This is a genomic window from Variovorax terrae (assembly GCF_022809125.1).
GTDB classification, from domain to species: domain Bacteria; phylum Pseudomonadota; class Gammaproteobacteria; order Burkholderiales; family Burkholderiaceae_C; genus Variovorax_A; species Variovorax_A terrae.
The window spans coordinates 448,065-473,263 of the sequence record NZ_JALGBI010000002.1; the positions used below are offsets into that span (position 1 = coordinate 448,065).

At 67.1% G+C, this 25,199-nt stretch carries 28 protein-coding genes and 1 tRNA gene; 16 read left to right on the forward strand and 13 right to left on the reverse strand.

The features are described 5' to 3' along the window. The first annotated feature begins 14 nt into the window (after positions 1–14). Genes tatA through tatC form a run of 3 tightly spaced genes read left to right on the forward strand, consistent with a single transcriptional unit; the run spans position 15 to position 1,539 of the window. Positions 15–260, forward strand: a complete 246-nt coding sequence (tatA, locus tag MMF98_RS17550; RefSeq protein ID WP_243308043.1) for a Sec-independent protein translocase subunit TatA — start codon at positions 15–17, stop codon at positions 258–260. 6 nt (positions 261–266) lie between these two features. Further along, the gene (gene tatB / locus MMF98_RS17555) at positions 267–731 is read left to right on the forward strand and encodes a Sec-independent protein translocase protein TatB (RefSeq protein WP_243308045.1); all 465 of its coding nucleotides are present in this window, start codon (positions 267–269) and stop codon (positions 729–731) included. A gap of 4 nt (positions 732–735) precedes the next feature. After that, positions 736–1,539: a twin-arginine translocase subunit TatC gene (tatC, locus tag MMF98_RS17560; RefSeq protein WP_243308046.1), complete on the forward strand. Its 804-nt coding sequence runs from the start codon at positions 736–738 to the stop codon at positions 1,537–1,539. Positions 1,540–1,733: 194 nt separating this feature from the next. Here tatC and MMF98_RS17565 read toward each other — a convergent pair whose 3' ends face one another. The 6 genes from MMF98_RS17565 to MMF98_RS17590 all read right to left on the reverse strand — a co-directional run bounded on the left by MMF98_RS17565 (position 1,734) and on the right by MMF98_RS17590 (position 7,644). Further along, positions 1,734–2,459 carry an ABC transporter ATP-binding protein gene (locus MMF98_RS17565; protein WP_243308048.1) on the reverse strand — a complete coding sequence of 242 codons (726 nt, stop codon included), beginning with the start codon at positions 2,457–2,459 and terminating at the stop codon, positions 1,734–1,736. Then, positions 2,456–3,247 (reverse strand): ABC transporter ATP-binding protein, encoded by a 792-nt coding sequence (locus tag MMF98_RS17570; protein ID WP_243308668.1) that lies wholly within the window; start codon positions 3,245–3,247, stop codon positions 2,456–2,458. The genes MMF98_RS17565 and MMF98_RS17570 overlap by 4 nt, the downstream gene beginning before the upstream one ends. 5 nt (positions 3,248–3,252) lie before the next feature. Next, complete coding sequence (locus MMF98_RS17575; protein WP_243308051.1) at positions 3,253–4,122, reverse strand: branched-chain amino acid ABC transporter permease; 870 nt, start codon at positions 4,120–4,122, stop codon at positions 3,253–3,255. A 22-nt stretch (positions 4,123–4,144) separates the two neighbouring features. Beyond that, positions 4,145–5,026: a branched-chain amino acid ABC transporter permease gene (locus MMF98_RS17580; protein WP_243308052.1), complete on the reverse strand. Its 882-nt coding sequence runs from the start codon at positions 5,024–5,026 to the stop codon at positions 4,145–4,147. Between the two features lie 176 nt (positions 5,027–5,202). Then, positions 5,203–6,360: an ABC transporter substrate-binding protein gene (locus tag MMF98_RS17585; RefSeq protein WP_423837644.1), complete on the reverse strand. Its 1,158-nt coding sequence runs from the start codon at positions 6,358–6,360 to the stop codon at positions 5,203–5,205. 135 nt (positions 6,361–6,495) lie between these two features. Further along, entirely contained in the window at positions 6,496–7,644 is a 1,149-nt protein-coding gene (locus MMF98_RS17590; protein WP_243308053.1) for a S1C family serine protease, read from the reverse strand. A gap of 115 nt (positions 7,645–7,759) precedes the next feature. Here MMF98_RS17590 and MMF98_RS17595 point away from each other — a divergent pair, with 115 nt between their 5' ends. After that, the gene (locus MMF98_RS17595; RefSeq protein ID WP_243308054.1) at positions 7,760–8,521 is read left to right on the forward strand and encodes a Nif3-like dinuclear metal center hexameric protein; all 762 of its coding nucleotides are present in this window, start codon (positions 7,760–7,762) and stop codon (positions 8,519–8,521) included. Continuing rightward, on the forward strand, positions 8,518–9,603 hold the full coding sequence (gene pdxA / locus MMF98_RS17600; RefSeq protein WP_243308055.1) for a 4-hydroxythreonine-4-phosphate dehydrogenase PdxA: 1,086 nt from the start codon (positions 8,518–8,520) through the stop codon (positions 9,601–9,603). The genes MMF98_RS17595 and pdxA overlap by 4 nt, the downstream gene beginning before the upstream one ends. A gap of 61 nt (positions 9,604–9,664) precedes the next feature. Here the strand turns inward: pdxA and mscL are convergent, their stop codons facing one another. After that, complete coding sequence (gene mscL / locus MMF98_RS17605; RefSeq protein WP_243308056.1) at positions 9,665–10,093, reverse strand: large conductance mechanosensitive channel protein MscL; 429 nt, start codon at positions 10,091–10,093, stop codon at positions 9,665–9,667. A gap of 143 nt (positions 10,094–10,236) precedes the next feature. Between mscL and petA the strand changes: the two genes are divergently transcribed. The 6 genes from petA (at position 10,237) to MMF98_RS17635 (ending at position 14,474) form a co-directional block, all read left to right on the forward strand. Continuing rightward, positions 10,237–10,836, forward strand: a complete 600-nt coding sequence (gene petA, locus MMF98_RS17610; protein WP_243308057.1) for a ubiquinol-cytochrome c reductase iron-sulfur subunit — start codon at positions 10,237–10,239, stop codon at positions 10,834–10,836. Between the two features lie 11 nt (positions 10,837–10,847). Further along, positions 10,848–12,257 (forward strand): cytochrome b, encoded by a 1,410-nt coding sequence (locus tag MMF98_RS17615; protein WP_243308058.1) that lies wholly within the window; start codon positions 10,848–10,850, stop codon positions 12,255–12,257. Between the two features lie 16 nt (positions 12,258–12,273). Continuing rightward, complete coding sequence (locus tag MMF98_RS17620; protein WP_243308060.1) at positions 12,274–13,032, forward strand: cytochrome c1; 759 nt, start codon at positions 12,274–12,276, stop codon at positions 13,030–13,032. 102 nt (positions 13,033–13,134) lie between these two features. Continuing rightward, positions 13,135–13,746: a glutathione S-transferase N-terminal domain-containing protein gene (locus MMF98_RS17625; RefSeq protein ID WP_243308061.1), complete on the forward strand. Its 612-nt coding sequence runs from the start codon at positions 13,135–13,137 to the stop codon at positions 13,744–13,746. Positions 13,747–13,844: 98 nt separating this feature from the next. Then, positions 13,845–14,351 carry a ClpXP protease specificity-enhancing factor gene (locus MMF98_RS17630; protein ID WP_243308063.1) on the forward strand — a complete coding sequence of 169 codons (507 nt, stop codon included), beginning with the start codon at positions 13,845–13,847 and terminating at the stop codon, positions 14,349–14,351. Between the two features lie 47 nt (positions 14,352–14,398). Next, positions 14,399–14,474: transfer RNA gene (locus MMF98_RS17635), tRNA-Thr, on the forward strand. A 3-nt stretch (positions 14,475–14,477) separates the two neighbouring features. On the opposite strand, the gene MMF98_RS17640 is transcribed toward MMF98_RS17635, so the two are convergent. Further along, positions 14,478–14,789, reverse strand: coding sequence for a hypothetical protein (locus MMF98_RS17640; protein WP_243308064.1), 312 nt, complete (start codon positions 14,787–14,789; stop codon positions 14,478–14,480). Positions 14,790–14,823: 34 nt separating this feature from the next. Here MMF98_RS17640 and MMF98_RS17645 point away from each other — a divergent pair, with 34 nt between their 5' ends. From MMF98_RS17645 to MMF98_RS17665, 5 genes are all read left to right on the forward strand, one after another. Continuing rightward, entirely contained in the window at positions 14,824–15,792 is a 969-nt protein-coding gene (locus MMF98_RS17645) for a M23 family metallopeptidase (RefSeq protein WP_243308065.1), read from the forward strand. Between the two features lie 129 nt (positions 15,793–15,921). Then, complete coding sequence (gene secA, locus MMF98_RS17650) at positions 15,922–18,681, forward strand: preprotein translocase subunit SecA (RefSeq protein WP_243308066.1); 2,760 nt, start codon at positions 15,922–15,924, stop codon at positions 18,679–18,681. Positions 18,682–18,773: 92 nt separating this feature from the next. Then, the gene (gene argJ, locus MMF98_RS17655; RefSeq protein WP_243308067.1) at positions 18,774–20,003 is read left to right on the forward strand and encodes a bifunctional glutamate N-acetyltransferase/amino-acid acetyltransferase ArgJ; all 1,230 of its coding nucleotides are present in this window, start codon (positions 18,774–18,776) and stop codon (positions 20,001–20,003) included. 97 nt (positions 20,004–20,100) lie between these two features. After that, a complete protein-coding gene (locus tag MMF98_RS17660) occupies positions 20,101–20,973 on the forward strand; it encodes an ATP-binding protein (RefSeq protein WP_243308068.1) in 873 nt (290 codons plus the stop codon). Beyond that, positions 20,970–21,464, forward strand: coding sequence for an NUDIX domain-containing protein (locus MMF98_RS17665; RefSeq protein WP_243308069.1), 495 nt, complete (start codon positions 20,970–20,972; stop codon positions 21,462–21,464). Before MMF98_RS17660 ends, MMF98_RS17665 begins: the two co-directional genes overlap by 4 nt. Positions 21,465–21,504: 40 nt before the next feature. Here the strand turns inward: MMF98_RS17665 and MMF98_RS17670 are convergent, their stop codons facing one another. The 5 genes from MMF98_RS17670 to MMF98_RS17690 are packed head-to-tail and all read right to left on the reverse strand — an operon-like array spanning position 21,505 to position 25,183. Beyond that, positions 21,505–21,705 (reverse strand): DNA gyrase inhibitor YacG, encoded by a 201-nt coding sequence (locus tag MMF98_RS17670; RefSeq protein WP_243308070.1) that lies wholly within the window; start codon positions 21,703–21,705, stop codon positions 21,505–21,507. Between the two features lie 26 nt (positions 21,706–21,731). After that, a complete protein-coding gene (gene zapD, locus MMF98_RS17675) occupies positions 21,732–22,484 on the reverse strand; it encodes a cell division protein ZapD (protein ID WP_243308071.1) in 753 nt (250 codons plus the stop codon). Between the two features lie 23 nt (positions 22,485–22,507). Then, positions 22,508–23,116 (reverse strand): dephospho-CoA kinase, encoded by a 609-nt coding sequence (gene coaE, locus MMF98_RS17680; protein ID WP_243308072.1) that lies wholly within the window; start codon positions 23,114–23,116, stop codon positions 22,508–22,510. A 4-nt stretch (positions 23,117–23,120) separates the two neighbouring features. Beyond that, positions 23,121–23,966 (reverse strand): prepilin peptidase, encoded by an 846-nt coding sequence (locus MMF98_RS17685; protein WP_243308074.1) that lies wholly within the window; start codon positions 23,964–23,966, stop codon positions 23,121–23,123. Next, a complete protein-coding gene (locus MMF98_RS17690) occupies positions 23,966–25,183 on the reverse strand; it encodes a type II secretion system F family protein (protein ID WP_243308076.1) in 1,218 nt (405 codons plus the stop codon). The genes MMF98_RS17685 and MMF98_RS17690 overlap by 1 nt, the downstream gene beginning before the upstream one ends. Between the last annotated feature and the right edge of the window lie 16 nt (positions 25,184–25,199).

The window sequence follows — 25,199 nt, forward strand, 5'->3', positions numbered from 1 at the left end:
GTTAGGAGTAATCCATGGGTTCATTTTCCATCTGGCACTGGCTGATCGTGCTGCTGATCGTCGTGATGGTGTTCGGCACCAAGAAGCTCAAGAACATCGGCTCCGACCTGGGCGGCGCCGTCAAGGGCTTCAAGGACGGCATGAAGGAAGGCGGCGCTGCTGCGGCAGAAGACAAGCCGGCACCTCCCGCCGGCCAGGTCACGAATGCCGCCGCGGCCGACAAGACCACGATCGACGTCGAAGCCAAGCAGAAATCGTAGTCCGGCGTGATCGATCTCGGCATTTCCAAGATGGCGCTGATCGGCGCGGTGGCACTCATTGTCATCGGGCCCGAGAAGCTGCCGCGCGTCGCCCGCACGGTGGGCGCGCTGCTGGGCAAGGCCCAGCGCTACGTGAACGACGTCAAGGCCGAGGTCAATCGCTCGATGGAGCTCGACGAGCTCAAGAAGATGAAGGAAACGGTCGAGGGTGCCGCGCGCGACGTGGAGAACTCGATCCAGACCGGCGCCGCCGATTTCGAGAAGCAGTGGACCGAGACGGCCGGCGAGGCCGCTTCCGCGCTCTCGGGCGAGCTGCCGCAGGTTTACCCCGAATACAAGCACCCCAGGAAGAAATGGCGTGTCAAGCAGGGCGCGACACCCAACTGGTACAAGGCCCGCCAGGGCATCCGTACCAAGGCGCTGTCGGGCGCCGCCCGCGTGGCGAGATACCGGCCCCAGCGCCTGAGCTGATTTCATGACAGAACCCAACAAAGAAGACGAGCTCGCGGGCACCGAGCAGCCGTTCGTGCAGCACCTGATGGAGCTGCGCGACCGGCTGATCAAGGCCATGCTGGCCATCGGCGTGGCCGCCGCCCTGCTGGCGCTGTTCCCGGGCCCCTCGGCGCTGTACGACATCCTGGCCGCGCCGCTGGTGGCCCACCTGCCCAAGGGCGCGACGCTGATCGCCACCAACGTGATCTCGCCGTTCGTGGTGCCGCTCAAGATTTTGTTCATGACCGCGTTCATGCTGGCCTTGCCAGTGGTGCTGTACCAGGTGTGGGCCTTCGTGGCGCCGGGCCTGTACTCGCACGAGAAGAAGATGGTGCTGCCGCTGGTGATCTCCAGCACCCTGCTGTTTTTCGTGGGGGTGGCGTTCTGCTACTTCTTCGTGTTCGGCCAGGTGTTCAAGTTCATCCAGAGCTTCGCGCCCAAATCGATCACGGCGGCGCCGGATATCGAGGCCTACCTGAGCTTCGTCATCGGCATGTTCCTGGCGTTCGGGCTGGCCTTCGAGGTGCCGGTGGCCGTCATCCTGCTGGTGCGCATGGGGGTGGTCAGCGTGGCCCAGCTGCGCCAGTACCGCGGTTATTTCTGGGTGGTGGCCGCGGTCGGCACCGCCATGGTCACACCGCCCGACGCGGGCTCCATGCTCATGCTGCTGGCCGTGGTCGGCGGCCTGTACGAGGTGGGCATCCTGGCGGCGCAGATGTTCGTCAAGAGCACCCAGGCGCCGGAGGACAAGGAGGCGGACTCGTCGGCCTCGTCCTCGTCGTCCTGATACGGTTTTTCCGGTCTTTTCACGGCAACGTCCAGGCGGGACGGTCGTTTCCCGCTATCAAATCCGAAGCAATCGACGAGGCCGGCCGCGGCTCGGGGCTGCTCCTGATTCCATAGCGCGAAAGAACCGCCGGGCCTGGACCTCGGGGTGTTTTGGTGGCCAATCCGGCCCCGGCGGCGCTGCCGGGTCGGCCGTCAGCCCCCCAGGTAGGCGTCCTGCACCTTGGGGTTGCCCAGCAGGGCGCGCCCGCTGTCCGCCATCACGATTTTCCCGGTTTCCAGCACGTAGCCGCGGTCGGCGATCTTGAGCGCCTGCCGCACGTTCTGCTCCACCAGGAAGATGGTGAGGCCGGCCTTGTTGATCTCGCGCAGCGTGCGGAAGATGTCCTGCACGATGATGGGCGCCAGGCCCATGGAGGGTTCGTCCAGCAGCAGCAGGCGGGGCTTGGCCATCAGCGCGCGGCCGATCGCCAGCATCTGCTGTTCGCCGCCCGACAGGTTGCCCGCCAGGCCGTCGGCGCGCTCCTTCAGGCGCGGGAACAGGCTGTAGACGTAGTCCAGGTCGCGCGCCCGGCTGCCCCGGTCCTTGCGCGTGTAGGCGCCCAGTTCCAGGTTCTCGCGCACGGTCAGGGTGGTCAGCGTGGCGCGGCCCTCGGCCACCTGCACCACGCCGCGCGAGACGATCTTGTGCGGTGCCAGGGCGCCGATGTCTTCGCCGGCAAAGCGCACGCTGCCGGCCGCCTTTTTGGTCAGGCCCGAGAGCGCCAGCAGGGTGGTGGACTTGCCGGCGCCGTTGGCGCCGACCAGCGTGGTGATCTGGCCTTCGTGCAGCTCGAAGTCGATGCCCTTGACGGCTTCGATATGGCCATAGCTGACCTTCAGGCCGTTGACCTGGAGCAGCGGTGTGGCGGCGGCGGTCATGCGGCGGCTCCTTCTTCGTCGGCCGTGGCTTCGTCTTCTTCCCGGCCCAGGTAGGCCTCGATCACTTGCGGATCGTTCTTGATCTGCTCGGCGTTGCCCTGGGCGATGATGCGGCCGAAATTCAGCACGGCGATCTGCTCGCACAGGCCCATCACGAAGCGCATGTCGTGCTCGATCATGAAGATGGTGTAGCCGCGGCGCTGGATGTTCTCGATCTCGTGCATCAGCTCCGTCTTCTCGGTACTGTTCATGCCGGCCACGGGCTCGTCCAGCAGCAGCAACCGCGGATCGGTGGCGAGCGCGCGCGCCAGTTCCAGCTTGCGCTGGTCGCCGTAGGACAGGTTGTCGGCAGCGTCGTGCGCCTTGTGGTCGAGCTTGACCCACGACAGCAGCTCGCGCGCGCGGTCGCGCGCGCGCTTTTCCTCGGCGCGGAAACCGCCCAGCGACAGCAGCAGGCCGGCCGCGCCGTAGTTGAGGTGCGCATGCATGCCCACCATCACGTTTTCCAGCAGCGACATCTCCTTGAAGATGCGGATGTTCTGGAAGGTGCGCGCCAGCCCCAGGCGGGTGATCTCGTGCGGCTTGAGGCCGGCCAGATCCCGGCCGTCGAAGCTGATGCGGCCGCCCGTGACGGGCAGCAGGCCGGTGATCAGGTTGAACACGGTGGTCTTGCCGGCGCCGTTGGGGCCGATCAGGCCGAAGATGCCGCCCTGCGGAATGTCGAGGTCCACGCCCTGCAGCACCTGCAGGCCGCCGAAGTGCCGCGACACGGCGTTCAATTGCAGCATGCCGCTCATGCGCGCTCCTTCTTCGCACCCAGGCCGAACCAGCGGCGCAGCTGCGCGGGGTCCCAGATGCCCTTGGGCAGGAACAGCACGATGGCGACCAGGATGAAGCCGTTGACCACCAGCCGGAAATCCTTGAACGAGCGCAGCAGCTCCGGCAGCACCGTGAGGATGGCGCTGCCCAGCACCGGGCCGGTCAGGCCGTTGATGCCGCCCAGGATGGTCATGGTCAGGATGTCCACGCCGCGGTCGAAGCCGAACTCGTTGGGGCCGATGAAGAAAGTCAGGTGGGCGTTGAGCGCGCCGGCCAGCCCGGCGATCACGGCGCCCAGCACGAAGGCCAGCATCTTGCTGGCACCCACGTTGATGCCCATCAGGCCGGCCGCGGTCTCGTCCTCCTTGATGGCTTCGAAGGAGCGTCCCACCTTGGAGCGGCGCAGGCGCCAGAGCACGGCCAGCGTCAGCACCACGGCCAGCGCCACATGCCACCACTGCGTGAGCTGCGGGATGCCGTTGAGGCCCAGGGCGCCGCCGGTCCAGCCCTCGGCGTTCAGCAGCGCGATGCGCACCACCTCGCCGAAGCCGAGCGTGGCCATGGCGAGGTACACGCCCGACAGGCGCAGCGTGGGCTTGCCGATGATGAAGGCCATCACCGCCGGGGCCGCCATGCCGCCGGCCAGGGCCACCGGGAAGGGCGCGCCGGCATTCATGGTGAGCAGGGCCGAGGTGTAGGCACCTAGCCCCATGAAGGCGGCATTGGCCATGGCCAGCATGCCGCAGGACAGCGTGAGGTAGATGGACAGGGCCAGCAGCGCATTGGTGCCCAGCGTGAGCACCAGGTTGCTGTAGACCGACCAGAAGTTATCGAACCATTCCATGTTGTTCTTCGTCGTTCGGGCGTCAGACTTTGCGTTCCTGCAGCGTGCCGAACAGCCCCTTGGGCCGCACCAGCAGGATCAGGAACAGCAGGCCGAAGGCCACCGCGTCGCGCATGTTGGAGCCGATGTAGGCCACCGACAGCACCTCGGCAAAGCCCAGGAACAGGCCGCCCAGCATGGCGCCGCGGATGTCGCCCATGCCGCCCAGGATGATGACCGCGATGCCCTTGTGCAGCATGGGCTGGCCCATGAGCGGGAACAGGGCGTTCGAGTACAGCCCGATCAGCACGCCCGCCACGCCCCCCAGGCCGGCGGCCGCGAACGAGGTCAGGAAGAACAGCTGCTCGACGTTGATGCCCAGCAGGTAGGCGGCCTTGGGCGATTCGGCGATGGCGCGCAGCGCGCGGCCGAGCTGCGTCTTCTTGAGCGCGAACATCAGCACCGCCATCAGCGCGAAGGACAGCAGGATGATGCCCAGCTCCAGCGCGGTCAGGTGGATGCCGCCGAGATCGAGCGCATCGGTCGACACGACGCCGGACGGGAAGCGCAGGTTTTCCGCGCCGAAGATGCCCTGCACGCCGTTGTTCAGGATGATGGCCACGCCGATGGTGGCGATCATCGGGATCAGGTGCGGTGCGTTGCGCGCGCGCAGCGGCCGCAGCACCAGGAAGTCGATCACCATGCCGACCAGGCCGCTGAAGGCGAAGGCGAACAGCAGCGCCGCCCACAGCGGCAGGTCGAAGCGGGCGATGGCCTGCACGGCCGCATACGCGCCCACCATGAACACGGCGCCGTGCGACAGGTTGATGACGCCCAGGACGCCGAAGATGAGGGTGAAGCCGAGCGCGAACAGGGCGTACACGCACCCGAGCGACAAGGCATTGACTAGCTGCTGTTCCAGCACGATAGGGTTCCCGGCAAAAAAACAAAAAGGCGGCGCGGACCTCCGCGCCACCTCATTCTCCTAGGCTCCACGCTGCTTCGGGAAACACCGCGCAGCCGGCCTGGCCGGCTGGGCGGATGTTGCCTCCCGCCAGGGGGAGGCGAAGCGGCACGCCGTGCGCGCAGCCTGGGGCGAGCTTACTTCTCGATCACGAACTGGCCGCCCTTGGTCACGCTGACGATGGGCAGCTGCTGCGCGTCGTAGCCGGCGGGCTTGCCGGCCTTGTCCATGGCGCGGCGGAACTGGAAGGCGCCCGTGGCGCCGGTCCATTTCACGTTGGGCAGGGCGTCGCGCAGCGCGCTGCGGTCGGCGGCCAGGTTGCCCGAGAGCTTGACCTGCTTGATGGCCTGGGCCGCGATGTGCATCGCGTCATAGGCCTGGGCGGCGAACTGGTCGGGCTGGGTCTTGAACTTGTCGTTGTAGGCCTTGACGAACTTGCTGTTCTCCGGCGTGCTGTTGCTCGACGACCAGGGGCTGCCGACGTACAGGCCTTCGGCCTTGTCCTTGGCCAGGTCGAAGATCTTGACCGAGTTCATGCCGTTGCCGCCGATGAAGGGCACGTTGATGCCGAGCTGGCGGGCCTGCACCATGATGGGCGCGCCTTCGGCCAGCAGGGCCGACAGCACGATGGCGTCGGGGTTGCCGGCCTTGATCTTGGTGAGCTGGGCCTTGAAGTCGACGTCGCCCTTGGCGAAGGTTTCGGTGGCAGTGACCGGGATCTTCAGGTCTTCCAGCGCCTTCTTGAAGTTGTCGTAGCCGCTCTTGGTGAACACGTCGTCATTGCCGTAGAGCACGGCGACCTTCTTCACGTTCGACTTCTTGACCGCCATCTTGATGGTCTCGGGCAGCACGTCGGCTTCGGTCACGGAGTTGCGGAACACGTAGTCGCCGATCGAGGTGATGCCGTCGGCGGTGTTGGAGGTGCCGAAGGCCACGGTCTTGCCGGCCTGGGCGATCGGGTCGGCGGCCTGGGCCGAGTTGGACAGCGTGGGGCCGAACACCATCAGCACCTTGTCCTGGAAGATCAGTTTCTTGAAGACGTTGATGGCTTCTTCCTTCTTGCCCTGCTCGTCCTCGATCACCAGTTCCAGCTTGTTGCCGTTGACGCCGCCGGCGGCGTTGATCTCGTCGGCCGCCATCTGGAAGCCGTTGCGGATGGCTGCGCCGTACTGGGCGGCACCGCCCGACAGGGCTTCGGCCACGCCGATCTTGATGTCGGCGGCCTGGGCGGCGGTGGCCAGCGAGGCGGCGGCCAGCAGGGTGAGCAACGGGGATTTGAACTTGAATTGATTCACTGCGAAAACCTCTGGAAACTCTGGGGAGGAAAGCCAATGATTCTAGTCCGCCGACAAAAAGACACGGGATTGGTGTCTTTTGTGGTCTTTTGTATGGCTTTTCGAGGCACGGGCCCGCCGGCCGGCCCGCCGCTCTCAGCGCGGCGGCGCGGTGCGCGGCCTGGGCCGCAGGCCGGGCGTCACGTCGAGCTCGACCTTGTCGTCGTGGCGCAGCACGCTGAACTTGGCGGCCGTGCCCGGCTTGAGGGCGGCCACGCTGGTCAGCAGCTCGGACACGTTGGTGATGGGCCGGCCCGCCACATTGACGATCACGTCGCCCGGCCGGATGCCGGCCTGCGCGGCGGGGCCGTTCTGCAGCACGCCGGTGATGATGACGCCCTGGCGCGCCTTGACGCCGAAGGTCTCGGCCAGCTCGGGCGAGAGGTCGTTGGGCTCCACGCCGATCCAGCCGCGCGTGACCTGGCCGTCGCGCACGATGCTCTCGAGCACCTGCTTGGCGGTGGACACAGGAATCGCGAAGCCGATGCCCATGCTGCCACCCGAGCGCGAGTAGATCGCGGTGTTGATGCCCAGCAGGTTGCCGTTCACGTCGACCAGCGCGCCGCCCGAATTGCCGGGGTTGATGGCGGCGTCGGTCTGGATGAAGTTCTCGAAGGTGTTGATGCCGAGCTGGTTGCGGCCCAGCGCGCTGACGATGCCGCCGGTGACGGTCTGGCCGACGCCGAACGGGTTGCCGATGGCCAGCACCTGGTCACCCACCTGCAGCGCATCGGAGTTGCCCAGCACGATGACGGGCAGCTTGTCGAGTTCGACCTTCAGGATTGCGAGGTCGGTGTCCGGGTCGGTGCCGATCACCTTGGCCTTGGCGCGGCGGCTGTCGTTGAGGATCACCTCGATCTCGTCCGCGCCCTCGACCACATGGTTGTTGGTGAGGATGTAGCCGTTGGGGCTGACGATCACCCCGCTGCCCAGGCCCGCCTGGGGCTCGTTACCGCGGTCGCCGAAGAAGAACCGGAACCAGGGATCGTTGCTGCGCGGATTCTTCTCGGCCGCCTTGCTGGTGTTGATGCTGACCACCGCGGGCGCCGCCTTCTTGGCGGCGGCGCTCAGGCTGCCCTGGACCGGGGCCGCGGGGGAGGAGGGGGCGGGCGCTTCGATCAGCGCCACCGCGCCGGCCAGCGACGGGCGCCGGTCGAGCCAGCCGGGCTTGAGCGTGGCCACGACAAAGTAGGCGGCCAGCAGGAGGGTCACGGCTTGGGAGAACAGGAGCCAGAGTCGCTTCATGGTGCGGTATGCAATCTTCTTGGGTCGTCGCGGGGAACAGGCCGCGGCGCACCAGGCGCCGGGGCATCGCCCATTCTCCCTCAATTGCCGCTGCGGCTGACCGACAATAGGGCGCATGACGACGACCCGCCACGAACTCTCGCTCGCGCTGGACGAGCTGCTGCAGCCCGCGCGCTTCAAGGACTACGGCCCCAACGGCCTGCAGGTCGAGGGGCGCCCGGAGATCCGCAGGATCGTCTCGGGCGTGACCGCCAGCCGCGCGCTGATCGAGGCCGCCATCGCCGCCCGGGCCGACGCCGTGTTCGTGCACCACGGCCTGTTCTGGCGCGGCCAGGACGGGCGCGTGACCGGCTGGATGAAGCAGCGCCTGGCCTTGCTGCTGGGTCATGACATCAACCTGTTCGCCTACCACCTGCCGCTGGACGCGCACCCCGTGCTGGGCAACAACGCGCAGCTGGGGCTGCGGCTCGGGCTGCAGGCCGAGGCGCGCTTCGGCGAGCAGGACCTGGGCTTTCTGGGCGGGCGCGCCGACGGCGGCGCCTTCGCCAGCGCCACGCACCTGGCCGAGCACCTCGAAAAGGCATTGAATCGCCCCAATGTCCTTGTCGGCGGGTCATCGGGTGCTATTAAAAATATAGCGTGGTGCAGCGGTGGCGCGCAAGGCTACTTCGAGGCGGCGATCGCCGCCGGCGCCCAGGCCTTCATCACCGGCGAGATTTCCGAGCCGCAGGCGCACTACGCGCGCGAAAGCGGTGTGGCCTTCCTGGCCTGCGGCCACCACGCCAGCGAGCGCTACGGCGCACCGGCGGTGGCCGCGCAGATGGCGGCGCAGTTCGGGCTGGAGCACCAGTTCATCGACATCGACAACCCCGCATGAGCCGCGCCGCCAGCCCCTCCCGGGACGGCGCCGTCCCGCCCCCCGGCCGGCCGGAGCGCCGGCCCATCGCCATCACCCTGGGCGACCCGGCGGGCATCGGCCCGGAAATCATCGCCAAGGCCTTCCGCGACGCGCCCGGGCTGATGCGGGACTGCTTCGTGGCCGGCGACCTAGCCACGCTGCGCCGGGCCGTGCGGTTCATCGGCGGGCCGGGCCGGGCGGAGCTGCCGGTGGCGCTGATCGGCGCCGCCGCCGAGGCGCTGCAGATGCCGCCGCGCTGCCTCCCGGTGCTGCAGATTGCGGCGCCGGCGGCGCCCGTTCCACTTGGGCAGGTGAGCGCCCTGGCCGGCCGGATCGCGGCCGACTGCGTCACCTGGGCCGCGCGCGCCGCCCTGCGCGGCGAGGTGGCGGCGCTGGTGACCGCGCCCCTGCACAAGGAGGCGCTGGCTGCCGCCGGCGTGCCGTTTCCGGGTCACACCGAGCTGCTGCAGGCCGAGGCGGCGGCGTTCCTGGGGCGGCCCGTGGCCGAGGTGCCGGTGCGCATGATGCTGGCCAACGACGAACTGCGCACCGTGCTGGTGAGCATTCACGTGTCGCTGCGCGAGGCGATCGAGGCCGTGACCTTCGACAATGTCTTGCAGACTCTGCGCATTACGCACGAATCTGTGGGGACGGCGCTACAGCGCCCGCCGCGCATCGGCGTCGCCGGCCTGAATCCGCATGCGGGCGAGGGCGGGCTGTTCGGCCGCGAGGAGATCGACACCATCCTGCCGGCCGTGCGTGCGGCGCAGGCCGACGGCCTGGCGGTCAGCGGCCCGTTTGCGCCCGACACGATCTTCATGCGGGCGCGCCGCGGCGAGTTCGACGTGGTGGTGGCGATGTACCACGACCAGGGGCTGATTCCCGTGAAATACCTCGGCGTGGAGCAGGGCGTGAACGTCACGCTGGGCCTGCCGCTGGTGCGCACCAGTCCCGACCATGGCACGGCCTTCGACATCGCGGGCACCGGGCGGGCCGATGCGTCCAGCCTGCTCGAGGCGATCCGCATGGCGCGCCGGCTCGGCGCCGGTGTTTCCGAGTGAAATCGGGCCGAGGTCCAGGTGGGGCGGACCTCGGTAGCTATGAAAACTGTAGCGCCCGGGTTTACTTCTTCAGGCTGTCGCGGATCTCGCGCAGCAGCACGATGTCCTCGGGCGGCGCGGCCGGGGCGGGCGCGGGCGCCGGTTCCGAGCGCTTGAGCCGGTTGATCTGCTTGACCATGAGGAAGATGATGAACGCCAGGATCGCGAAATTGACCGCCACCGTGATGAAGTTGCCGTAGGCGAAGACCGGGACGCCGGCTTTCTTCAGCGCGTCCAGCGTCGTGGCCGTGCCCGGCGGCACGTTGCCCAGCACCAGGAACAGGTTGGAGAAGTCGAGCTTGCCGATGACCGCCCCGACCAGCGGCATGATGAGGTCGCCGACCACCGAATCGACGATCTTGCCGAAGGCGCCGCCGATGATCACGCCGACGGCGAGATCGATGACATTGCCCTTGACGGCAAATTCCTTGAATTCCTTCATCATGCCCATGCTGATCACTCCTGGTTGTCGGGGGGTTGAAGTATTCCCTACAAAATCGGGCTGTCAAGCGCGCCGGGGGGCGTTGAATTCACGCAGGGCGGTCAGCTACAATCGCGGGTTGACCCTAATAAGCGACGTTCTTGAGGACCCCCATGAGTGACACCCCAGTCGACACCAGCAAGCGGACGTGGCTGATCGCGTCCACCTGCGCCGGTGCAGTGGGCGGCGTGGCGACCGCCGTTCCCTTCGTGAGTAGTTTCGAGCCTTCCGAGAAGGCCAAGGCCGCCGGAGCGGCTGTCGAAGCGGACATCTCCGCCCTCAAGCCCGGTGAGAAGATGACCGTCGAATGGCGGGGCAAGCCGGTCTGGATCCTCAAACGCACGCCCGAGCAGGTCGCCGAGCTGCCCAAGCTCGACGGCGAGCTGGCCGATCCGCAGTCCAAGCGCCATCCCGACGAATTCACCCCGGTCTACGCGCGCAACGAAACCCGCTCCATCAAGCCCGACGTGCTGGTGGTGGTGGGCATCTGCACGCACCTGGGCTGCTCGCCCAGCGACCGGCTCGCCCCCGGCCCGCAGCCCTCGCTCCCCAATGACTGGCAAGGCGGCTTCCTGTGCCCCTGCCACGGCTCCACCTTCGACCTGGCCGGCCGCGTGTTCAAGAACAAGCCCGCGCCCGACAACCTCGAAGTGCCGCCGCACATGTATCTGTCGGACACCCGGTTGCTGATCGGCGAAGACAAGAAGGCTTGAGGACGACGAACATGGCTGAATTCAAGGACATCTCCCCCAACGCCACGGCTTCCGCCAAGCTGATGAACTGGGTCGACAACCGCTTCCCCGCCTCCAAGCTCTACAAAGAGCACATGAGCGAGTACTACGCGCCGAAGAACTTCAACTTCTGGTACATCTTCGGCTCGCTGGCCCTGCTGGTGCTGGTGATCCAGATCGTCACCGGCATCTTCCTGGTGATGCACTACAAGCCCGATGCGACGCTGGCCTTCGCCTCGGTCGAGTACATCATGCGCGACGTGCCCTGGGGCTGGCTGATCCGCTACATGCACTCCACCGGCGCCTCGGCGTTCTTCGTGGTGGTCTACCTGCACATGTTCCGCGGCCTGCTCTACGGCTCCTACCGCAAGCCGCGCGAGCTGGTCTGGATCTTCGGCTGCGCGATCTTCCTGTGCCTGATGGCCGAGGCCTTCATGGGCTACCTGCTGCCCTGGGGCCAGATGTCCTACTGGGGCGCCCAGGTGATCGTGAACCTGTTCTCCGCGATTCCCTTCGTCGGCCCCGACCTGGCGCTGCTGATCCGCGGCGACTACGTGGTGTCCGACGCCACGCTGAACCGCTTCTTCAGCTTCCACGTGATCGCCGTGCCGCTGGTGCTGCTGGGCCTGGTGGCCGCGCACATCATCGCGCTGCACGAAGTCGGCTCCAACAACCCCGACGGCGTCGAGATCAAGGGCCCCAAGGCCCCGAAGGACGCCCACGGCCACCCGCTGGACGGCATCCCGTTCCACCCCTACTACACGGTGCACGACATCTTCGGCGTCAGCGTGTTCCTGATGGTCTTCACCGCCATCATCTTCTTCGCGCCCGAGTTCGGCGGCTACTTCCTGGAGTACAACAACTTCATCCCGGCCGACCCGCTGAAGACGCCTTCGCACATCGCGCCGGTCTGGTACTTCACGCCGTTCTATTCCATGCTGCGCGCCATCACCAGCGAGATGATGTATGCGCTGATCGCCTGCGTGGTGGCCGGTGCCGGCTTCGGCGTGCTCAAGGCCCGGCTGCCGAGCCTGGTCAAGGGCGGCATCGCCGTGGTGGCGGTGGCGGTCGTCGCCATGATGCTGTCCATCGACGCCAAGTTCTGGGGCGTGGTGACCATGGGCGGCGCCGTCATCATCCTGTTCTTCCTGCCCTGGCTGGACCACAGCCCGGTGAAGTCGATCCGCTACCGTCCGAGCTGGCACAAGTACCTGTACGCCGTCTTCGTGGTCAACTTCGTAGTGCTGGCCTACCTGGGCGTGCAGCCGCCGTCGCCGGTGGGCGAGCGCGTGTCGCAAGTGGGAACGCTGTTCTACTTCGGCTTCTTCCTGCTGATGCCGTGGTGGAGCCGCCAGGGCCAGACCAAGCCGGTGCCGGACCGCGTGACCTTCGCTGCGCACTAAGCTGGAGATAACAACAATGAAGAAACTCATCCTCACGTTGATCGTCGCCCTGGGCTTCGCCGTGGGCGCGCAGGCCTCCGAAGGCGACAGCATCGCCTGGGACAAGGCGCCCAACAAGACCAACGACCTGGCCGCGCTGCAAAATGGCGCCAAGCTGTTCGTCAACTACTGCCTGAACTGCCACTCGGCCGCCTTCATGCGCTTCAACCGCCTGAAGGACATCGGCCTGACCGACCAGCAGATCAAGGACAACCTGCTGTTCACCACCGACAAGGTCGGCGAGACCATGAAGGCCGCGATCGACCCGAAGCAGGCCAAGGACTGGTTCGGCGCCAACCCGCCCGACCTCACCGTGATCGCGCGTTCGCGCTCGGGCCACGGCGGCACCGGTGCCGACTACCTGTACACCTACCTGCGCACCTACTACCGCGACGGCAGCAAGGCCACGGGCTGGAACAACCTGGCGTTCCCCAGCGTCGGCATGCCGAACGTGCTGTGGGAGCTGCAGGGTGAGCGCAAGCCGGTGTTCGAGGTGAAGGAAGAGCACGGCCACGAAATGAAGGTCTTCAAGGGCTGGGAGCAGGTGACGCCGGGAACCCTGTCGCCGCTGCAGTACGAGCAGGCCGTCGGCGACCTCGTGAGCTACCTGCAATGGATGGGCGAGCCCGCGCAGAACACCCGCGTGCGGGTGGGCGTCTGGGTGCTGCTGTTCCTGGGGGTGTTCACCGTGATTGCCTGGCGCCTCAATGCCGCCTACTGGAAAAACGTCAAGTAACCCGTACCCGACGCTCAGGGGCCGCACGTGATACTGTGGCCTGAGTTTGCAGAGTGGGCGTGCCAGCACGTTCCACTCTTTTGATTTTTAGGAGCCTCCGCCATGATGGTGCTGTATTCAGGAACCACCTGCCCGTTTTCCCACCGCTGCCGCTTCGTGCTGTTCGAGAAGGGCATGGACTTCGAGATCCGTGACGTCGACCTGTACAACAAGCCGGAAGACATCAATGTCATGAACCCGTACGGCCAGGTGCCGATCCTGGTCGAACGCGACCTGATCCTGTACGAGTCGAACATCATCAACGAGTACATCGACGAGCGCTTCCCGCATCCGCAGCTGATGCCCGGCGACCCGGTGGACCGCGCCCGCGTGCGCCTGTTCCTGCTCAATTTCGAGAAGGAACTGTTCGTGCACGTCAGCACGCTGGAATCGCGCGCTGCCAAGAGCAACGAGAAGGCGCTGGAAAAAGCCCGCTCGCACATCCGCGACCGCCTGACGCAGCTCGCACCCGTGTTCCTCAAGAACAAGTACATGCTGGGCGACAACTTCTCGATGCTCGACGTGGCCATCGCGCCGCTGCTGTGGCGCCTGGACTACTACGGCATCGACCTGTCCAAGAACGCGGCGCCGCTGCTCAAGTACGCCGAGCGCATCTTCTCGCGCCCGGCCTACATCGAGGCGCTGACGCCGTCCGAAAAGGTCATGCGCAAGTAAGATGGTTCTCTCGCCGGCCGCTCCGTGCGCAGCGCTGCTTCCCGAGGGGGCGCTGCCTGGGGCTGCCAGCCGTCACTGATGAGCTGCGGACCCTGTCCATGATGAATGCCCTGGAATCCACGTCCACGCGCCCGTACCTGATCCGGGCGCTGTACGAATGGTGCACCGACAACGGCTTCACGCCCTACGTGGCCGTGCTGGCGGACGACACGGTGCAGGTGCCGCGCGAGTACGTGAAGAACGGCGAGATCGTGCTCAACATCAGCTTCGACGCGACCAGCTCGCTCAAGCTGGGCAACGAGTTCATCGAGTTCAAGGCGCGCTTTGCCGGCACGGCGCGCGAGATCATGGTCCCGGTCAGCCGCGTGATCGCCATCTATGCCCGGGAGAACGGGCAGGGCATGGCGTTTCCCGTGCCGGTGCCCGCGGCCACCGGCGACGAGGCGCCCAAGGCGTCGCCGCTGGCCAGCGTGCCGGAGGCGGAGCCGCGGGTGGTGCAGCTGGTGCCAGGGGAAGCCCCGCCGGCCGGCGCCACCCCGGACGATCCCGAGCCGCCGCGTCCTCCCGCCGCCGGCGCGCGCCCCTCTCTCAAGCGGGTGAAATAGGGCGGCCTGGCGCGAGGCCTGCCGCGCGCCGCTAGAATGCCGGCACCGCCGATTTAGCTCAGTTGGTAGAGCAACCGCCTTGTAAGCGGTAGGTCGTCCGTTCGATTCGGACAATCGGCACCAACCTCAATATTTCGGGGCGATTTGAACCTTCAGCCGGATTGAGGTAACCTCCCACCCCCGGCTGCGCAAATGGGATTGAAGAGCAGGAAGCACCTGCCTCAGTTTCGCGGCCGCAGCGTTGTTGTCCACCAGCAGACACCAGGCCGCCCCCTCGATCGGGCCGGCCTGCACGGTGGGCCGCAGCGTGGCAGGGATCAACAATTCAACAGCCTTGAGGCGCTCGCTGGACTCCCGCACCAGTTCGGCCAGTCTCGCCAGCGTCGGCGAGTCCTGCGCCGCCTGGTGCAGTGTGACCGGATGATGGCGGCGGTTCATGGCTGGGGTCAAAGATCGTTGAGGGGTCAGCAAAGTGCACTTGATTATCACGGATGCGTGGCTTGCCAGGAGCCACGCCGTACACCTGAGCGGCACCAAACTGGTGCTGGCCGGCCTGGGCCTGTCGCTGGCGCTGATGATGGTGGCCGCCGGCCTGTACCACTGGGTCTTTCTCAAGGGCGCGCGCGAAGGCTGGCCCGTGATCGGCACCCTCGTCAAGCTCGTGGTGAAGGACGAATTCGAGCAGCGCGACCGCTTCATGCGCGAGAACCTTGACGTCATGGCGAAGAAGCTGGGCGAGATGCAGGCCAAGATGGTCCAGCTAGAAGCGCTGGGAGAGCGCGTCTCCGGGCTGGCGGGCGTGGTTCCCAGCGAGATCAAGCGGGTGCCCGGGCGCGGCGGCGCCCTGGTGTCGGGCCGGCCGCTCAGCATGGAAGAGCTGCAGGCCACGCTGGCCGACCTGGAGCAGTTGACCGACCAGCGGGTCGATCTGATGACCGTGGTGGAGTCGCGCCTGTTCGACCAGAAGGTGCGCAAGATGATGGTGCCGACGCAAAAGCCCGTCTCGCTGGGGCAGCTGGGCTCGTCGTTCGGCTGGCGCATCGACCCGTTCACCGGCCGCTCGGCCCTGCACACCGGGCTGGATTTCCAGGCGGAACCCGGCACCTCGATCCTGGCGGCCGCCGGCGGCGTGGTGGCGACGCAGGAGTTCCACCCCGCCTACGGCAACATGGTGGAGATCGACCACGGCAACGACCTGATCACTCGCTATGCCCATGCCTCGAAGGTCTGGGTCAAGAAGGGCGATCTCATCAAGCGCGGGCAGAAGATCGCCGAAGTCGGCACCACGGGCCGCTCGACCGGCCCGCACCTGCATTTCGAGGTGCTGGTGCAGGGGGTTCCGCAGGACCCGCAGAAATTCCTGGCGGCCGGCGAGAACCTGCCGGCGCCGCAAATGGCCAGGGCGATGGCGCCCGCGCCGGCCGCGCCCGGGCAAAGGTAAAATCAAAAGCTTGGCTGCAACAGCCCGGTGCCCTTGCATTGGTTTGCCTCAGCCTCATTTCCATCCGATAGATAAAGGATTGCGCTGCCCTGCCGGCCCCTGAGGGACTGGCAGTACGGTCTTGCTTTCATGGCCACCAACATCCTCACCAAAATTTTCGGCAGCCGCAACGACCGGCTTCTCAAGCAGTACCGCAAGACGGTGGACCGCATCAATGCGATGGAGCCGCAGTTCGAAAAACTGAGCGATGACGAACTGCGCCTGAAGACGCAGGAGTTCAAGGACCGCCTGGCGGGCGGCGAGGCGCTGGAGGCCATCCTGCCGGAGGCCTTCGCCGTCGTGCGCGAGGGCTCCAAGCGCGTCATGAAAATGCGCCACTTCGACGTGCAGATGCTGGGCGGCATGTCGCTGCACAACGGCAAGATTTCCGAAATGCGCACCGGCGAGGGCAAGACGCTCACCGCTACGTTGCCGGTCTACCTGAACGCGCTGACGGGCAAGGGCGTGCATGTCGTGACTGTGAACGACTACCTGGCCAACCGAGACGCCCGCTGGATGGGCCGCCTGTACAACTTTCTTGGCCTGACGGTGGGCGTGAACCTGCCGCAGATGCCGCGCGAAGAGAAGCAGGCCGCCTACCAAGCCGACATCACCTACGGTACCAACAACGAATACGGCTTCGACTACCTGCGCGACAACATGGTCTACGAGGTGGCCGACCGCGTGCAGCGCGGCCTGAACTACGCCATCGTCGACGAGGTCGATTCGATCCTGATCGACGAAGCCCGCACGCCGCTGATCATCAGCGGCCAGGCCGAGGACCACACCGACCTGTACATCGCGATGAACAGGGTGGTGCCGCTGCTCACGCGCCAGGAAGGCGAGGCCGACCCGCGCACCGGCGAGGGCGTCACCAAGCCCGGCGACTTCACGCTGGACGAGAAATCGCACCAGGTGTTCCTGACCGAACAGGGCCACGAGAACGCCGAGCGCATCCTGTTCAGCCAGGGCCTGATTCCCGAAGGCGCCACGCTGTACGACCCCGCCAACATCACCCTGGTGCACCACCTGTACGCCGCGCTGCGGGCCAACCACCTGTACCACCGCGACCAGCACTACGTGGTGCAGGAGGGCGAGATCGTCATCGTCGACGAGTTCACCGGCCGCCTGATGTCGGGCCGCCGCTGGAGCGATGGCCTGCACCAGGCCGTGGAGGCCAAGGAAGGCGTGCAGATCCAGGCCGAGAACCAGACGCTGGCCTCGATCACTTTCCAGAACTATTTCCGCCTGTACGGCAAGCTCGCCGGCATGACCGGCACGGCCGACACCGAGGCCTATGAATTCCAGGAGATCTACGGCCTGGAAACCGTGGTGATCCCGCCGAACCGCCCGAGCCGGCGCGACGACCAGCTCGACCGCGTCTACAAGACCTCGCGCGAGCGCTACGAGGCGGCGATCAAGGACATCCGCGAGTGCCACGAGCGTGGCCAGCCGGTGCTGGTGGGCACCACGTCGATCGAGAATTCCGAGCTGATCTCCTCGCTGCTGGACAAGGAAAAGCTGCCGCACCAGGTGCTGAACGCCAAGCAGCACGCGCGCGAAGCCGACATCGTGGCGCAGGCCGGCCGGCCGAAGATGATCACCATCGCCACCAACATGGCGGGCCGCGGCACCGACATCGTGCTCGGCGGCAACGTCGAAAAAGCCATCGAGGCGGTGGAGGCCGACGCTTCGATGGAAGCGGCGGCGAAGGAGCGGCAGATCGCGCAACTGCGCGAGCAGTGGACCCAGGACCATGAGTTCGTCAAGGCCCAGGGCGGCCTGCGCATCATCGCAACCGAACGCCACGAGTCGCGCCGCATCGACAACCAGCTGCGCGGCCGCTCGGGCCGCCAGGGCGACCCGGGCTCCTCGCGCTTCTACCTGAGCCTGGACGACCCGCTGATGCGCATCTTCGCGGGCGACCGCGTCAAGGCCATCATGGAGCGCCTGAAGATGCCCGACGGCGAGGCCATCGAGGCCGGCATCGTCACGCGCAGCATCGAGAGCGCGCAGCGCAAGGTCGAGGCCCGCAACTTCGACATCCGCAAGCAGCTGCTCGAATACGACGACGTGTCGAACGACCAGCGCAAGGTGATCTACCAGCAGCGCAACGACATCCTGGACGCCGCCGACCTCGCGGCGCAGATCGCCTCGCTGCGCGAAGGCTGCTTCACCGACCTGACGCGCCAGTACGTGCCGGTGGAGTCGGTCGAGGAGCAATGGAACCTCGCGGGCCTGGAGAAGGTGCTGGCCGAGGAATGGCAGATCGAGCTGCCGCTGCAGCAGGACGTGCAGGCCGCCAGCGCCATCACCGACGAGGACATCCTGGAGAAGGTGCTGCAGGCCGCCAACGATGCGTTCGCCGCCAAGGTGGCGCAGGTGGGCGGCGAGAACTTCACCCAGTTCGAGCGCATCGTGCTGCTGCAAAGCATCGACAGCAACTGGCGCGACCACCTGAGCTCGCTCGACTACCTGCGCCAGGGCATCCACCTGCGCGGCTATGCGCAGAAGCAGCCCAAGCAGGAGTACAAGCGCGAGGCCTTCGAGCTGTTCGGCCAGCTGCTCGATGCCGTCAAGAACGACGTCACCAAGGTGCTGATGACGGTGCGTGTGCAGTCCAGCGAGCAGCTCGGCGAGGCGGCCGAGGCCATGGAAGACCGTGCCGAAGCGATCTCCAACGTGACCTACAGCGCGCCCACGGAAACCGGCGAAGTCGAGACCACGGTGGACGAGGAAACGCTGCGCCGCCAGCAAGCCGCCGCCGGCCTGCCGCGCGTGGGCCGCAACGATCCCTGCCCCTGCGGCAGCGGCAAGAAATACAAGCTCTGCCACGGCCGGCTCGCCTGAGGCGGCCCCTGTGTTGCAAGACGGGCTGCGGCCCGTTTTGCTTTTGGTTCGCCACTTTTTCGGATAATCGACCCAGTCTCTGAAAGCGCCCCATGCCCGTCAACCTGTCCGCTCCCCGTTCCTCCGACCTCCATCCCGTGCCCGGCGTGCGCATCGGGGTGGCCGAGGCTGGCATCCGCAAGGCCAACCGCAAGGACCTGACCGTCGTGCTGATCGACGAGGGCGCCTCGGTGGCCGGCGTCTTCACGCAGAACCGCTTCTGCGCCGCACCGGTCCAGGTCTGCCGCGAACACCTGGCCCAGGGCCGCGGCATCCGCGCCATGGTGATCAACACCGGCAATGCCAATGCCGGCACCGGCGAGGACGGACTGGTCCGCGCGCGCGCCACCTGCATTGCGCTGGCGCGCCGGCTGGAGCTGGCGCCCGAGCAGATCCTGCCATTTTCCACCGGCGTGATCATGGAGCCGCTGCCGCATGAGCGCATCGAGGCCGGCCTGCCTGCGGCGCTGGCCGACGCGGCCGCCGACCACTGGCTGCGCGCGGCCGAAGGCATCATGACCACCGACACCGTGCCCAAGGCCTTCAGCGCGCAGGCCACCATCGGCGGCGCGACGGTGAGCATCACCGGCATCAGCAAGGGCGCCGGCATGATCCGCCCCAACATGGCCACCATGCTGGGCTTCATGGCCACGGACGCGCAGGTGGCCCCGGCGGTGATGCAGCAGCTGGCGAAGGAACTGGCCGACGGCTCGTTCAACCGCGTCACGGTGGACGGCGACACCTCCACCAACGACTCGTTCGTGGTGATCGCCACCAACCGGGCCCGCCATGCGCCTATCACCTCGCTGGACAGCGCCGAGGGCCAGGCCCTGAAGGCCGCCATGCTGGCGATCGCGCGGCAGCTGGCGCAGGCCATCGTGCGCGACGGCGAGGGCGCCACCAAGTTCATCGCGATCCAGGTCGAAGGCGGCGGGACCGGCGAAGAATGCCGCCAGGTGGCCTATGCCATCGCGCATTCGCCGCTGGTCAAGACGGCCTTCTTCGCCAGCGACCCGAACCTCGGCCGCATCCTGGCGGCCGTCGGCTATGCGGGCATCGCAGACCTGGACCAGACGAAGATCGACCTGTACCTGGACGACGTGCGGGTCGCCGTGCAGGGCGGGCGCGACCCCGCGTACCGCGAGGAAGACGGCCAGCGCGTGATGAAGCAAAGCGAGATCACGGTGCGCGTGGCACTGGGCCGCGGCACGGCCGCCGACACGGTCTGGACCTGCGACCTCAGCCACGACTACGTGTCGATTAACGCGGATTACAGGTCTTGACCACCCCCGACGCGCCTGCGGCGCCTCCCCCTCAAAGGGGGCGCCACCAGCGGCCCGGCACAGCCGGTTCCGCGGTGGCCCCCGAAAGTAGACGCTGATGAACGAGAAATTTGAACACCTGATCGAGCGCGCCGAACAGCTGATCCGCCGCATCGAATCGATCCTGCCGCAGCCGCTGTCGGCGCCCGACTGGCAGGCGTCCATCGCCTGGCGCTACCGCAAGCGCTCGTCCGGCCACGGCGCGCTGGAGCCGGTGCGCCATGTGGCGGCGATGCGGCTGGACGACCTCAAGGAGATCGACGGCCAGAAGGAGAAGATCCAGCGCAACACGCTGCAGTTCGTCGAGGGCAAACCCGCCAACAACGTGCTGCTGACGGGCGCGCGCGGCACCGGCAAGTCCTCGCTGATCAAGGCCTGCCTCAACGCCTACGCGCCCCGGGGCCTGCGCCTGATCGAGGTCGACAAGGACGACCTGATCGACCTGCCGGACATCGTGGACACCGTGTCCGCGCGCCCCGAGAAGTTCATCGTGTTCTGCGACGACCTGAGCTTCGAGGACGGCGAGCCCGGCTACAAGGCGCTCAAGTCCATCCTCGACGGCTCGGTGGCCGCGGCCACGCCCAATGTGCTGATTTATGCCACCAGCAACCGGCGCCACCTGCTGCCCGAGCACATGAAGGACAACCTGACCTACACCACCTCCGCCGAGGGGGAAATCCACCCGGGCGAGGTGGTGGAGGAAAAGATCTCGCTGTCCGAGCGCTTCGGCCTGTGGGTGAGTTTCTACCCGTTCAGCCAGGACGAGTACCTCACCATCGTCGCGCAATGGCTGTCGTCCTTCGGCGTCGCGGTGCCGGCGATCGAGGCGGCACGTGCCGAGGCCCTGGTCTGGGCGCTGGAGCGCGGCTCGCGCAGCGGCCGCGTGGCCTACCAGTTCGCGCGCGACTACGCAGGCACGCACGCGCGATGAGGGCCGGCCCGAGCACCGCGGCAGCGCCTCTGGTGGCCGATGCCGACCGCCCGCGCGAAGGCGGCCCGGACCGCCCCGTGACGGACGTGGCGGTGGGCGTGCTGGTGCGGGCCAATGGCGACTTCCTGCTGACCTCGCGCCCGCCTGGCAAGGTCTATGCGGGCTACTGGGAGTTTCCCGGCGGCAAGCTGGAGGTCGGCGAGACGGTCGAGCAAGCGCTGCGCCGCGAGCTGCATGAAGAGTTGGGCATCACCATCGGCGCCGCCCAGCCCTGGAAAGTGGAGTTGGTCGACTACCCCCATGCGCTGGTGCGGCTGAACTTCTGCAAGGTGTTCGAGTGGTCGGGCGAGCTGCAGATGCGCGAAGGCCAGACCTGTGCCTGGCAGGCGCTGCCGGTCGCGGTGGCGCCGGTGCTGCCGGGCACGGTGCCGGTGCTGCGCTGGTTCGCGCTAGAGCGGGCGTTCGAGGGTGCTACACATTCTGTAGCATGAAATGACCGCGGGACGCGGACATCCGGCCATTTTTATTGAATTATTGGAGCGGAAGGCCGTTCGGCAGGTCTTCGGGCGGCGCCTCGCTGGGCACGCGGAAGTTTTCGCTGGCCCAGGCGCCGAGGTCGAGGTTCTTGCAGCGCTCCGAGCAGAACGGGCGGAAGCGGTTGCTGGGCGCGTAGACGCTGTCGCCGCTGCACTGGGGGCAGCGCACGATCTTGGGGGCGGCTTGCTCGGACATGGCGGCTCTCGGCACGGAGGGCAGGTTCAGCACAGCGCCAGTTCGAAGGAGGCGTCGTTGCTGCACGGGTGCAGCCGCTCGTCGGCCTCGTGGCGCATCAGGCGTACCGATACCATCAGCCGGTTGCCGCTGATCTCGGGAATCAGCCCGAGAGTGGGGTCGATGCGCAGGCGCAGTAGCTGGAAGCTGCGGCCCTGCGGCAGGTTCTGCTGGAACTGGCCCGAGCTGGCCATGACTTTCTGCGGCGCGCCGGAGTCACGCAGCAGCTTGAGCAGCACATGCACGGACTCGGCCAGCGGCCCCAGGGAGCCGGCCCAGCGCTGCAGATCGGCGCGGCGGCTGGCGCCGTCGCGGTGCTGCCAGGCGTAGTAGGCCGGCAGGTCGAACTCGCAGGTGCCGCCGGGAATGCCGGCGCGGCTGCGGATGCCCATGAGCAGGTCGTTCTCGGTCAGCGACTGGCCGGCCTTGCCCGGCTGGCCGTTGAGCGCGGCGAAGCAGCCGTCGAGCTGGCTGATCACCCCGTCGAGCACGCCCTCGGCGATCGCCGGGTTGCCGCGGTAGCCGTTGAGCACATGCTTCTGCTTTTCCAGATCCTTGAGCACGTCGGATTTGAGGTCGGCGCGGGCTGCGACATCCATGACCTCGAACATCGTGGTCAGCGCATAGTGGTGATCGAGCGGGTGGTCCCGCGGTACCAGCTCGCCGAGGCGGCGGAACAGGTGCTCCAGGCGCAGGTAGGTACGGATTCGTTCGTTGAAGGGGTATTCGTACAGGATCACGCTGCTTGGTTCCAGTGGCCCAATCATAGCCCGAAGTATTGGGCGATCTGCCCCACCTCGGTACGCAAACTTGCGAATGAGAGGCCTTCGTTACAGATCACGGCATCGGCGGCCGCCAGCCGCTGGGCGCGGCCGGCCTGGGCCGCGATGATGCGCTCCACGGCATCGCGCGCCAGTGCGCTGCGCTCCATCACGCGGCGGATCTGGGTTTCCGGCTCGCAGTCCACCACCAGCACGCGGTCGACCTGCTGCCGCCAGCGCCCGGATTCCACCAGCAGGGGCACGTCGAACACCAGGCAGCGATGGCCGGCCTGCAGCGCGGCCTCGGCCTGGCGCGCGGTTTCCCGCCCCACCAGCGGGTGGATGATGGCCTCCAGGCGGCGGCGGGCGGTGGCGTCGACGTAGGCCTGCTCGCGCATGCGGTCGCGGTCCATCGCGCCCTGCGCCGTGATGAAGTGGCTGCCGAACTCGGCCGCAATCGGCACGATGGCGCCGCCGCCCGCGGCCGTCACGCTGCGCGCAATCGCATCGGCATCGATCACGGCGGCGCCGAGCTCGGCCAGCATGCCGGCCACCGTGCTCTTGCCGCTGCCGATGCCGCCGGTCAACCCGAGCTTGAGGGCGGCCTTCATGGCGCTACAGCCCGACCACCTGCAGGATCGAGGCCGGCCCGAAGACCATGGCCGTGAGGCCGGCCCCGGCGAGGAACGGGCCGAACGGCACGTAGCCGCCTTCGCGCAGCCCGCTGGAAAACTTGAGGGTGAGGCCGACGATGGCGCCGATCACCGAGGCCATGAGGATGATGGGCACCAGCGCGGGCCAGCCGAACCAGGCGCCCAGCGCGGCGAACAGCTTGAAGTCGCCATAGCCCATGCCCTCCTTGCCGGTCAGCAGCTTGAAGAGCCAGTACACCAGCCAGAGCGACAGGTAGCCCGCCACGGCGCCCCACAGGGCCGTGGACAGGGGTACCGGCGTCCACTGCAGTGCGGCGGCGATCAGGCCGGCCCACAGCAGCGGCAGGGTGATGTCGTCGGGCAACAGGGTGGTGTCCCAGTCGATGCAGGCCAGGGCCACCAGGGCGGCCGAGTAGCCGCACCAGGCCAGGGCCGCGGGGCTGAGGCCCCAGTGCCGCACGCAGAAGAAGAACAGCGCCCCGGTGGCCAGCTCCACCAGCGGATAGCGCAGGCCGATCGGCGTGCCGCACGCGGCGCATTTGCCGCGCAGCGCGAGGTAGCTGAGTAGCGGCACATTCTCGTACCAGCGGATGGCGTGGCCGCAGGCCTGGCAGCGCGAGCGCGGCACCATGAGGTTGAAAGGCTGCGCGTCGGCGGCAGCGGCCTGGCCCGAGAATTCGGCGCATTCGGCCGCCCACTGCCGCTCCATCATCTTGGGCAGCCGGTAGATCACCACGTTGAGGAAGCTGCCCACCAGCAGGCCCAGCACGCCGCCGAGGGCGGCGTCGAGCCACAGTTCCAGCGGCATCAGACAACCTGGCCCAGCTTGAAGATCGGCAGGTACATCGACACCACGATGCCGCCGATCAGGGTGCCCAGGAAAACGATGATGATGGGCTCCATCAGGCTCGACAGGCCGGCGACCATGTCGTCGACCTCGGCCTCGTAGAAGTCGGCGGCCTTGCCGAGCATGTGGTCGATCGAGCCCGACTCCTCGCCGATGGCGCACATCTGCAGCACCATGGTCGGGAACAGGTTGGCGTTGCCCATGGCGGCCGTGAGGCTGGTGCCGGTGGAGACTTCCTGCTGGATCTTCTCGGTGGCCATCGAGTAGACGGAATTGCCCGAGGCGCCGCCCACGGAGTCGAGGGCTTCGACCAGCGGCACGCCGGCCGCGAACATGGTGGACAGCGTGCGCGTCCAGCGGGCGATGCACGACTTCTCGATCAGGGCGCCGAACACCGGCACCTTGAGCAGCAGGCGGTCCATGAACATCTGCATCTTCTCGTTGCGCTTCCAGGCCTGGAAGAAGAAGTACAGGCCGCCGCCGATGCCGCCGAAGATCAGCCACCAGTAGGCCACGAAGAATTCGCTGATCGCGATCACGAACAGGGTGGGCGCGGGCAGGTCGGCGCCGAAGGAGCTGAACACCTGCTTGAACGCCGGGATCACGAAGATCATGATCACGGCCACCACCACGAACGCCACCACCACGACCGAGATCGGGTACATCAGCGCCGACTTGATCTTGGACTTGATGGCCTCGGTCTTTTCCATGTAGACCGCGAGGCGGTCCAGCAGCTGCTCCAGGATACCGGCGGCCTCGCCGGCCTCGACCAGGTTGCAGTACAGGTTGTCGAAGTACATCGGGTACTTGCGGAACGCGGCGCTGAGCGAGGTGCCGGTCTCGACGTCGGTGCGGATGTCGTTGAGCAGCTTGGTGACGCTGGCGTTGGCGTTGCCGCGCCCCACGATGTCGAAGGCCTGCAGCAGCGGTACGCCGGCCTTCATCATGGTGGCGAGCTGGCGCGTGAAGATGGCCATGTCCTTCGGACGGATCTTCTTGCCCGAGCGCATGCGGCGCTTGCGGATCTTGGTGGGCAGCACGCCCTGGCGGCGCAGCGAGGCGGTGACCTGGTTTTCCCCGCCGGCGCGCAGCTCGCCGCGCACCACCTTGCCATTGCGGTCCTTGCCTTCCCACTCGAAGACGAATTCCTTGATGTCTCTAGACGCGGCTGTGGCCATGATTCCCTCGGTTTGC

Coding starts and splice junctions, on each gene's coding strand:
- petA (WP_243308057.1), top strand. CDS start 10,237: ATGAGTGACACCCCAGTCGACACCAGCAAGCGGACGTGGCTGATCGCG.
- MMF98_RS17670 (WP_243308070.1), bottom strand. CDS start 21,705: ATGTCCGAGCAAGCCGCCCCCAAGATCGTGCGCTGCCCCCAGTGCAGC.
- MMF98_RS17640 (WP_243308064.1), bottom strand. CDS start 14,789: ATGAACCGCCGCCATCATCCGGTCACACTGCACCAGGCGGCGCAGGAC.
- secA (WP_243308066.1), top strand. CDS start 15,922: ATGGCCACCAACATCCTCACCAAAATTTTCGGCAGCCGCAACGACCGG.
- MMF98_RS17630 (WP_243308063.1), top strand. CDS start 13,845: ATGATGAATGCCCTGGAATCCACGTCCACGCGCCCGTACCTGATCCGG.
- MMF98_RS17590 (WP_243308053.1), bottom strand. CDS start 7,644: ATGAAGCGACTCTGGCTCCTGTTCTCCCAAGCCGTGACCCTCCTGCTG.
- pdxA (WP_243308055.1), top strand. CDS start 8,518: ATGAGCCGCGCCGCCAGCCCCTCCCGGGACGGCGCCGTCCCGCCCCCC.
- MMF98_RS17565 (WP_243308048.1), bottom strand. CDS start 2,459: ATGACCGCCGCCGCCACACCGCTGCTCCAGGTCAACGGCCTGAAGGTC.
- MMF98_RS17665 (WP_243308069.1), top strand. CDS start 20,970: ATGAGGGCCGGCCCGAGCACCGCGGCAGCGCCTCTGGTGGCCGATGCC.
- tatA (WP_243308043.1), top strand. CDS start 15: ATGGGTTCATTTTCCATCTGGCACTGGCTGATCGTGCTGCTGATCGTC.
- MMF98_RS17615 (WP_243308058.1), top strand. CDS start 10,848: ATGGCTGAATTCAAGGACATCTCCCCCAACGCCACGGCTTCCGCCAAG.
- mscL (WP_243308056.1), bottom strand. CDS start 10,093: ATGGGCATGATGAAGGAATTCAAGGAATTTGCCGTCAAGGGCAATGTC.
- MMF98_RS17570 (WP_243308668.1), bottom strand. CDS start 3,247: ATGCTGCAATTGAACGCCGTGTCGCGGCACTTCGGCGGCCTGCAGGTG.
- tatC (WP_243308046.1), top strand. CDS start 736: ATGACAGAACCCAACAAAGAAGACGAGCTCGCGGGCACCGAGCAGCCG.
- MMF98_RS17595 (WP_243308054.1), top strand. CDS start 7,760: ATGACGACGACCCGCCACGAACTCTCGCTCGCGCTGGACGAGCTGCTG.
- MMF98_RS17625 (WP_243308061.1), top strand. CDS start 13,135: ATGATGGTGCTGTATTCAGGAACCACCTGCCCGTTTTCCCACCGCTGC.
- MMF98_RS17575 (WP_243308051.1), bottom strand. CDS start 4,122: ATGGAATGGTTCGATAACTTCTGGTCGGTCTACAGCAACCTGGTGCTC.
- MMF98_RS17690 (WP_243308076.1), bottom strand. CDS start 25,183: ATGGCCACAGCCGCGTCTAGAGACATCAAGGAATTCGTCTTCGAGTGG.
- MMF98_RS17620 (WP_243308060.1), top strand. CDS start 12,274: ATGAAGAAACTCATCCTCACGTTGATCGTCGCCCTGGGCTTCGCCGTG.
- MMF98_RS17660 (WP_243308068.1), top strand. CDS start 20,101: ATGAACGAGAAATTTGAACACCTGATCGAGCGCGCCGAACAGCTGATC.
- argJ (WP_243308067.1), top strand. CDS start 18,774: ATGCCCGTCAACCTGTCCGCTCCCCGTTCCTCCGACCTCCATCCCGTG.
- MMF98_RS17685 (WP_243308074.1), bottom strand. CDS start 23,966: ATGCCGCTGGAACTGTGGCTCGACGCCGCCCTCGGCGGCGTGCTGGGC.
- coaE (WP_243308072.1), bottom strand. CDS start 23,116: ATGAAGGCCGCCCTCAAGCTCGGGTTGACCGGCGGCATCGGCAGCGGC.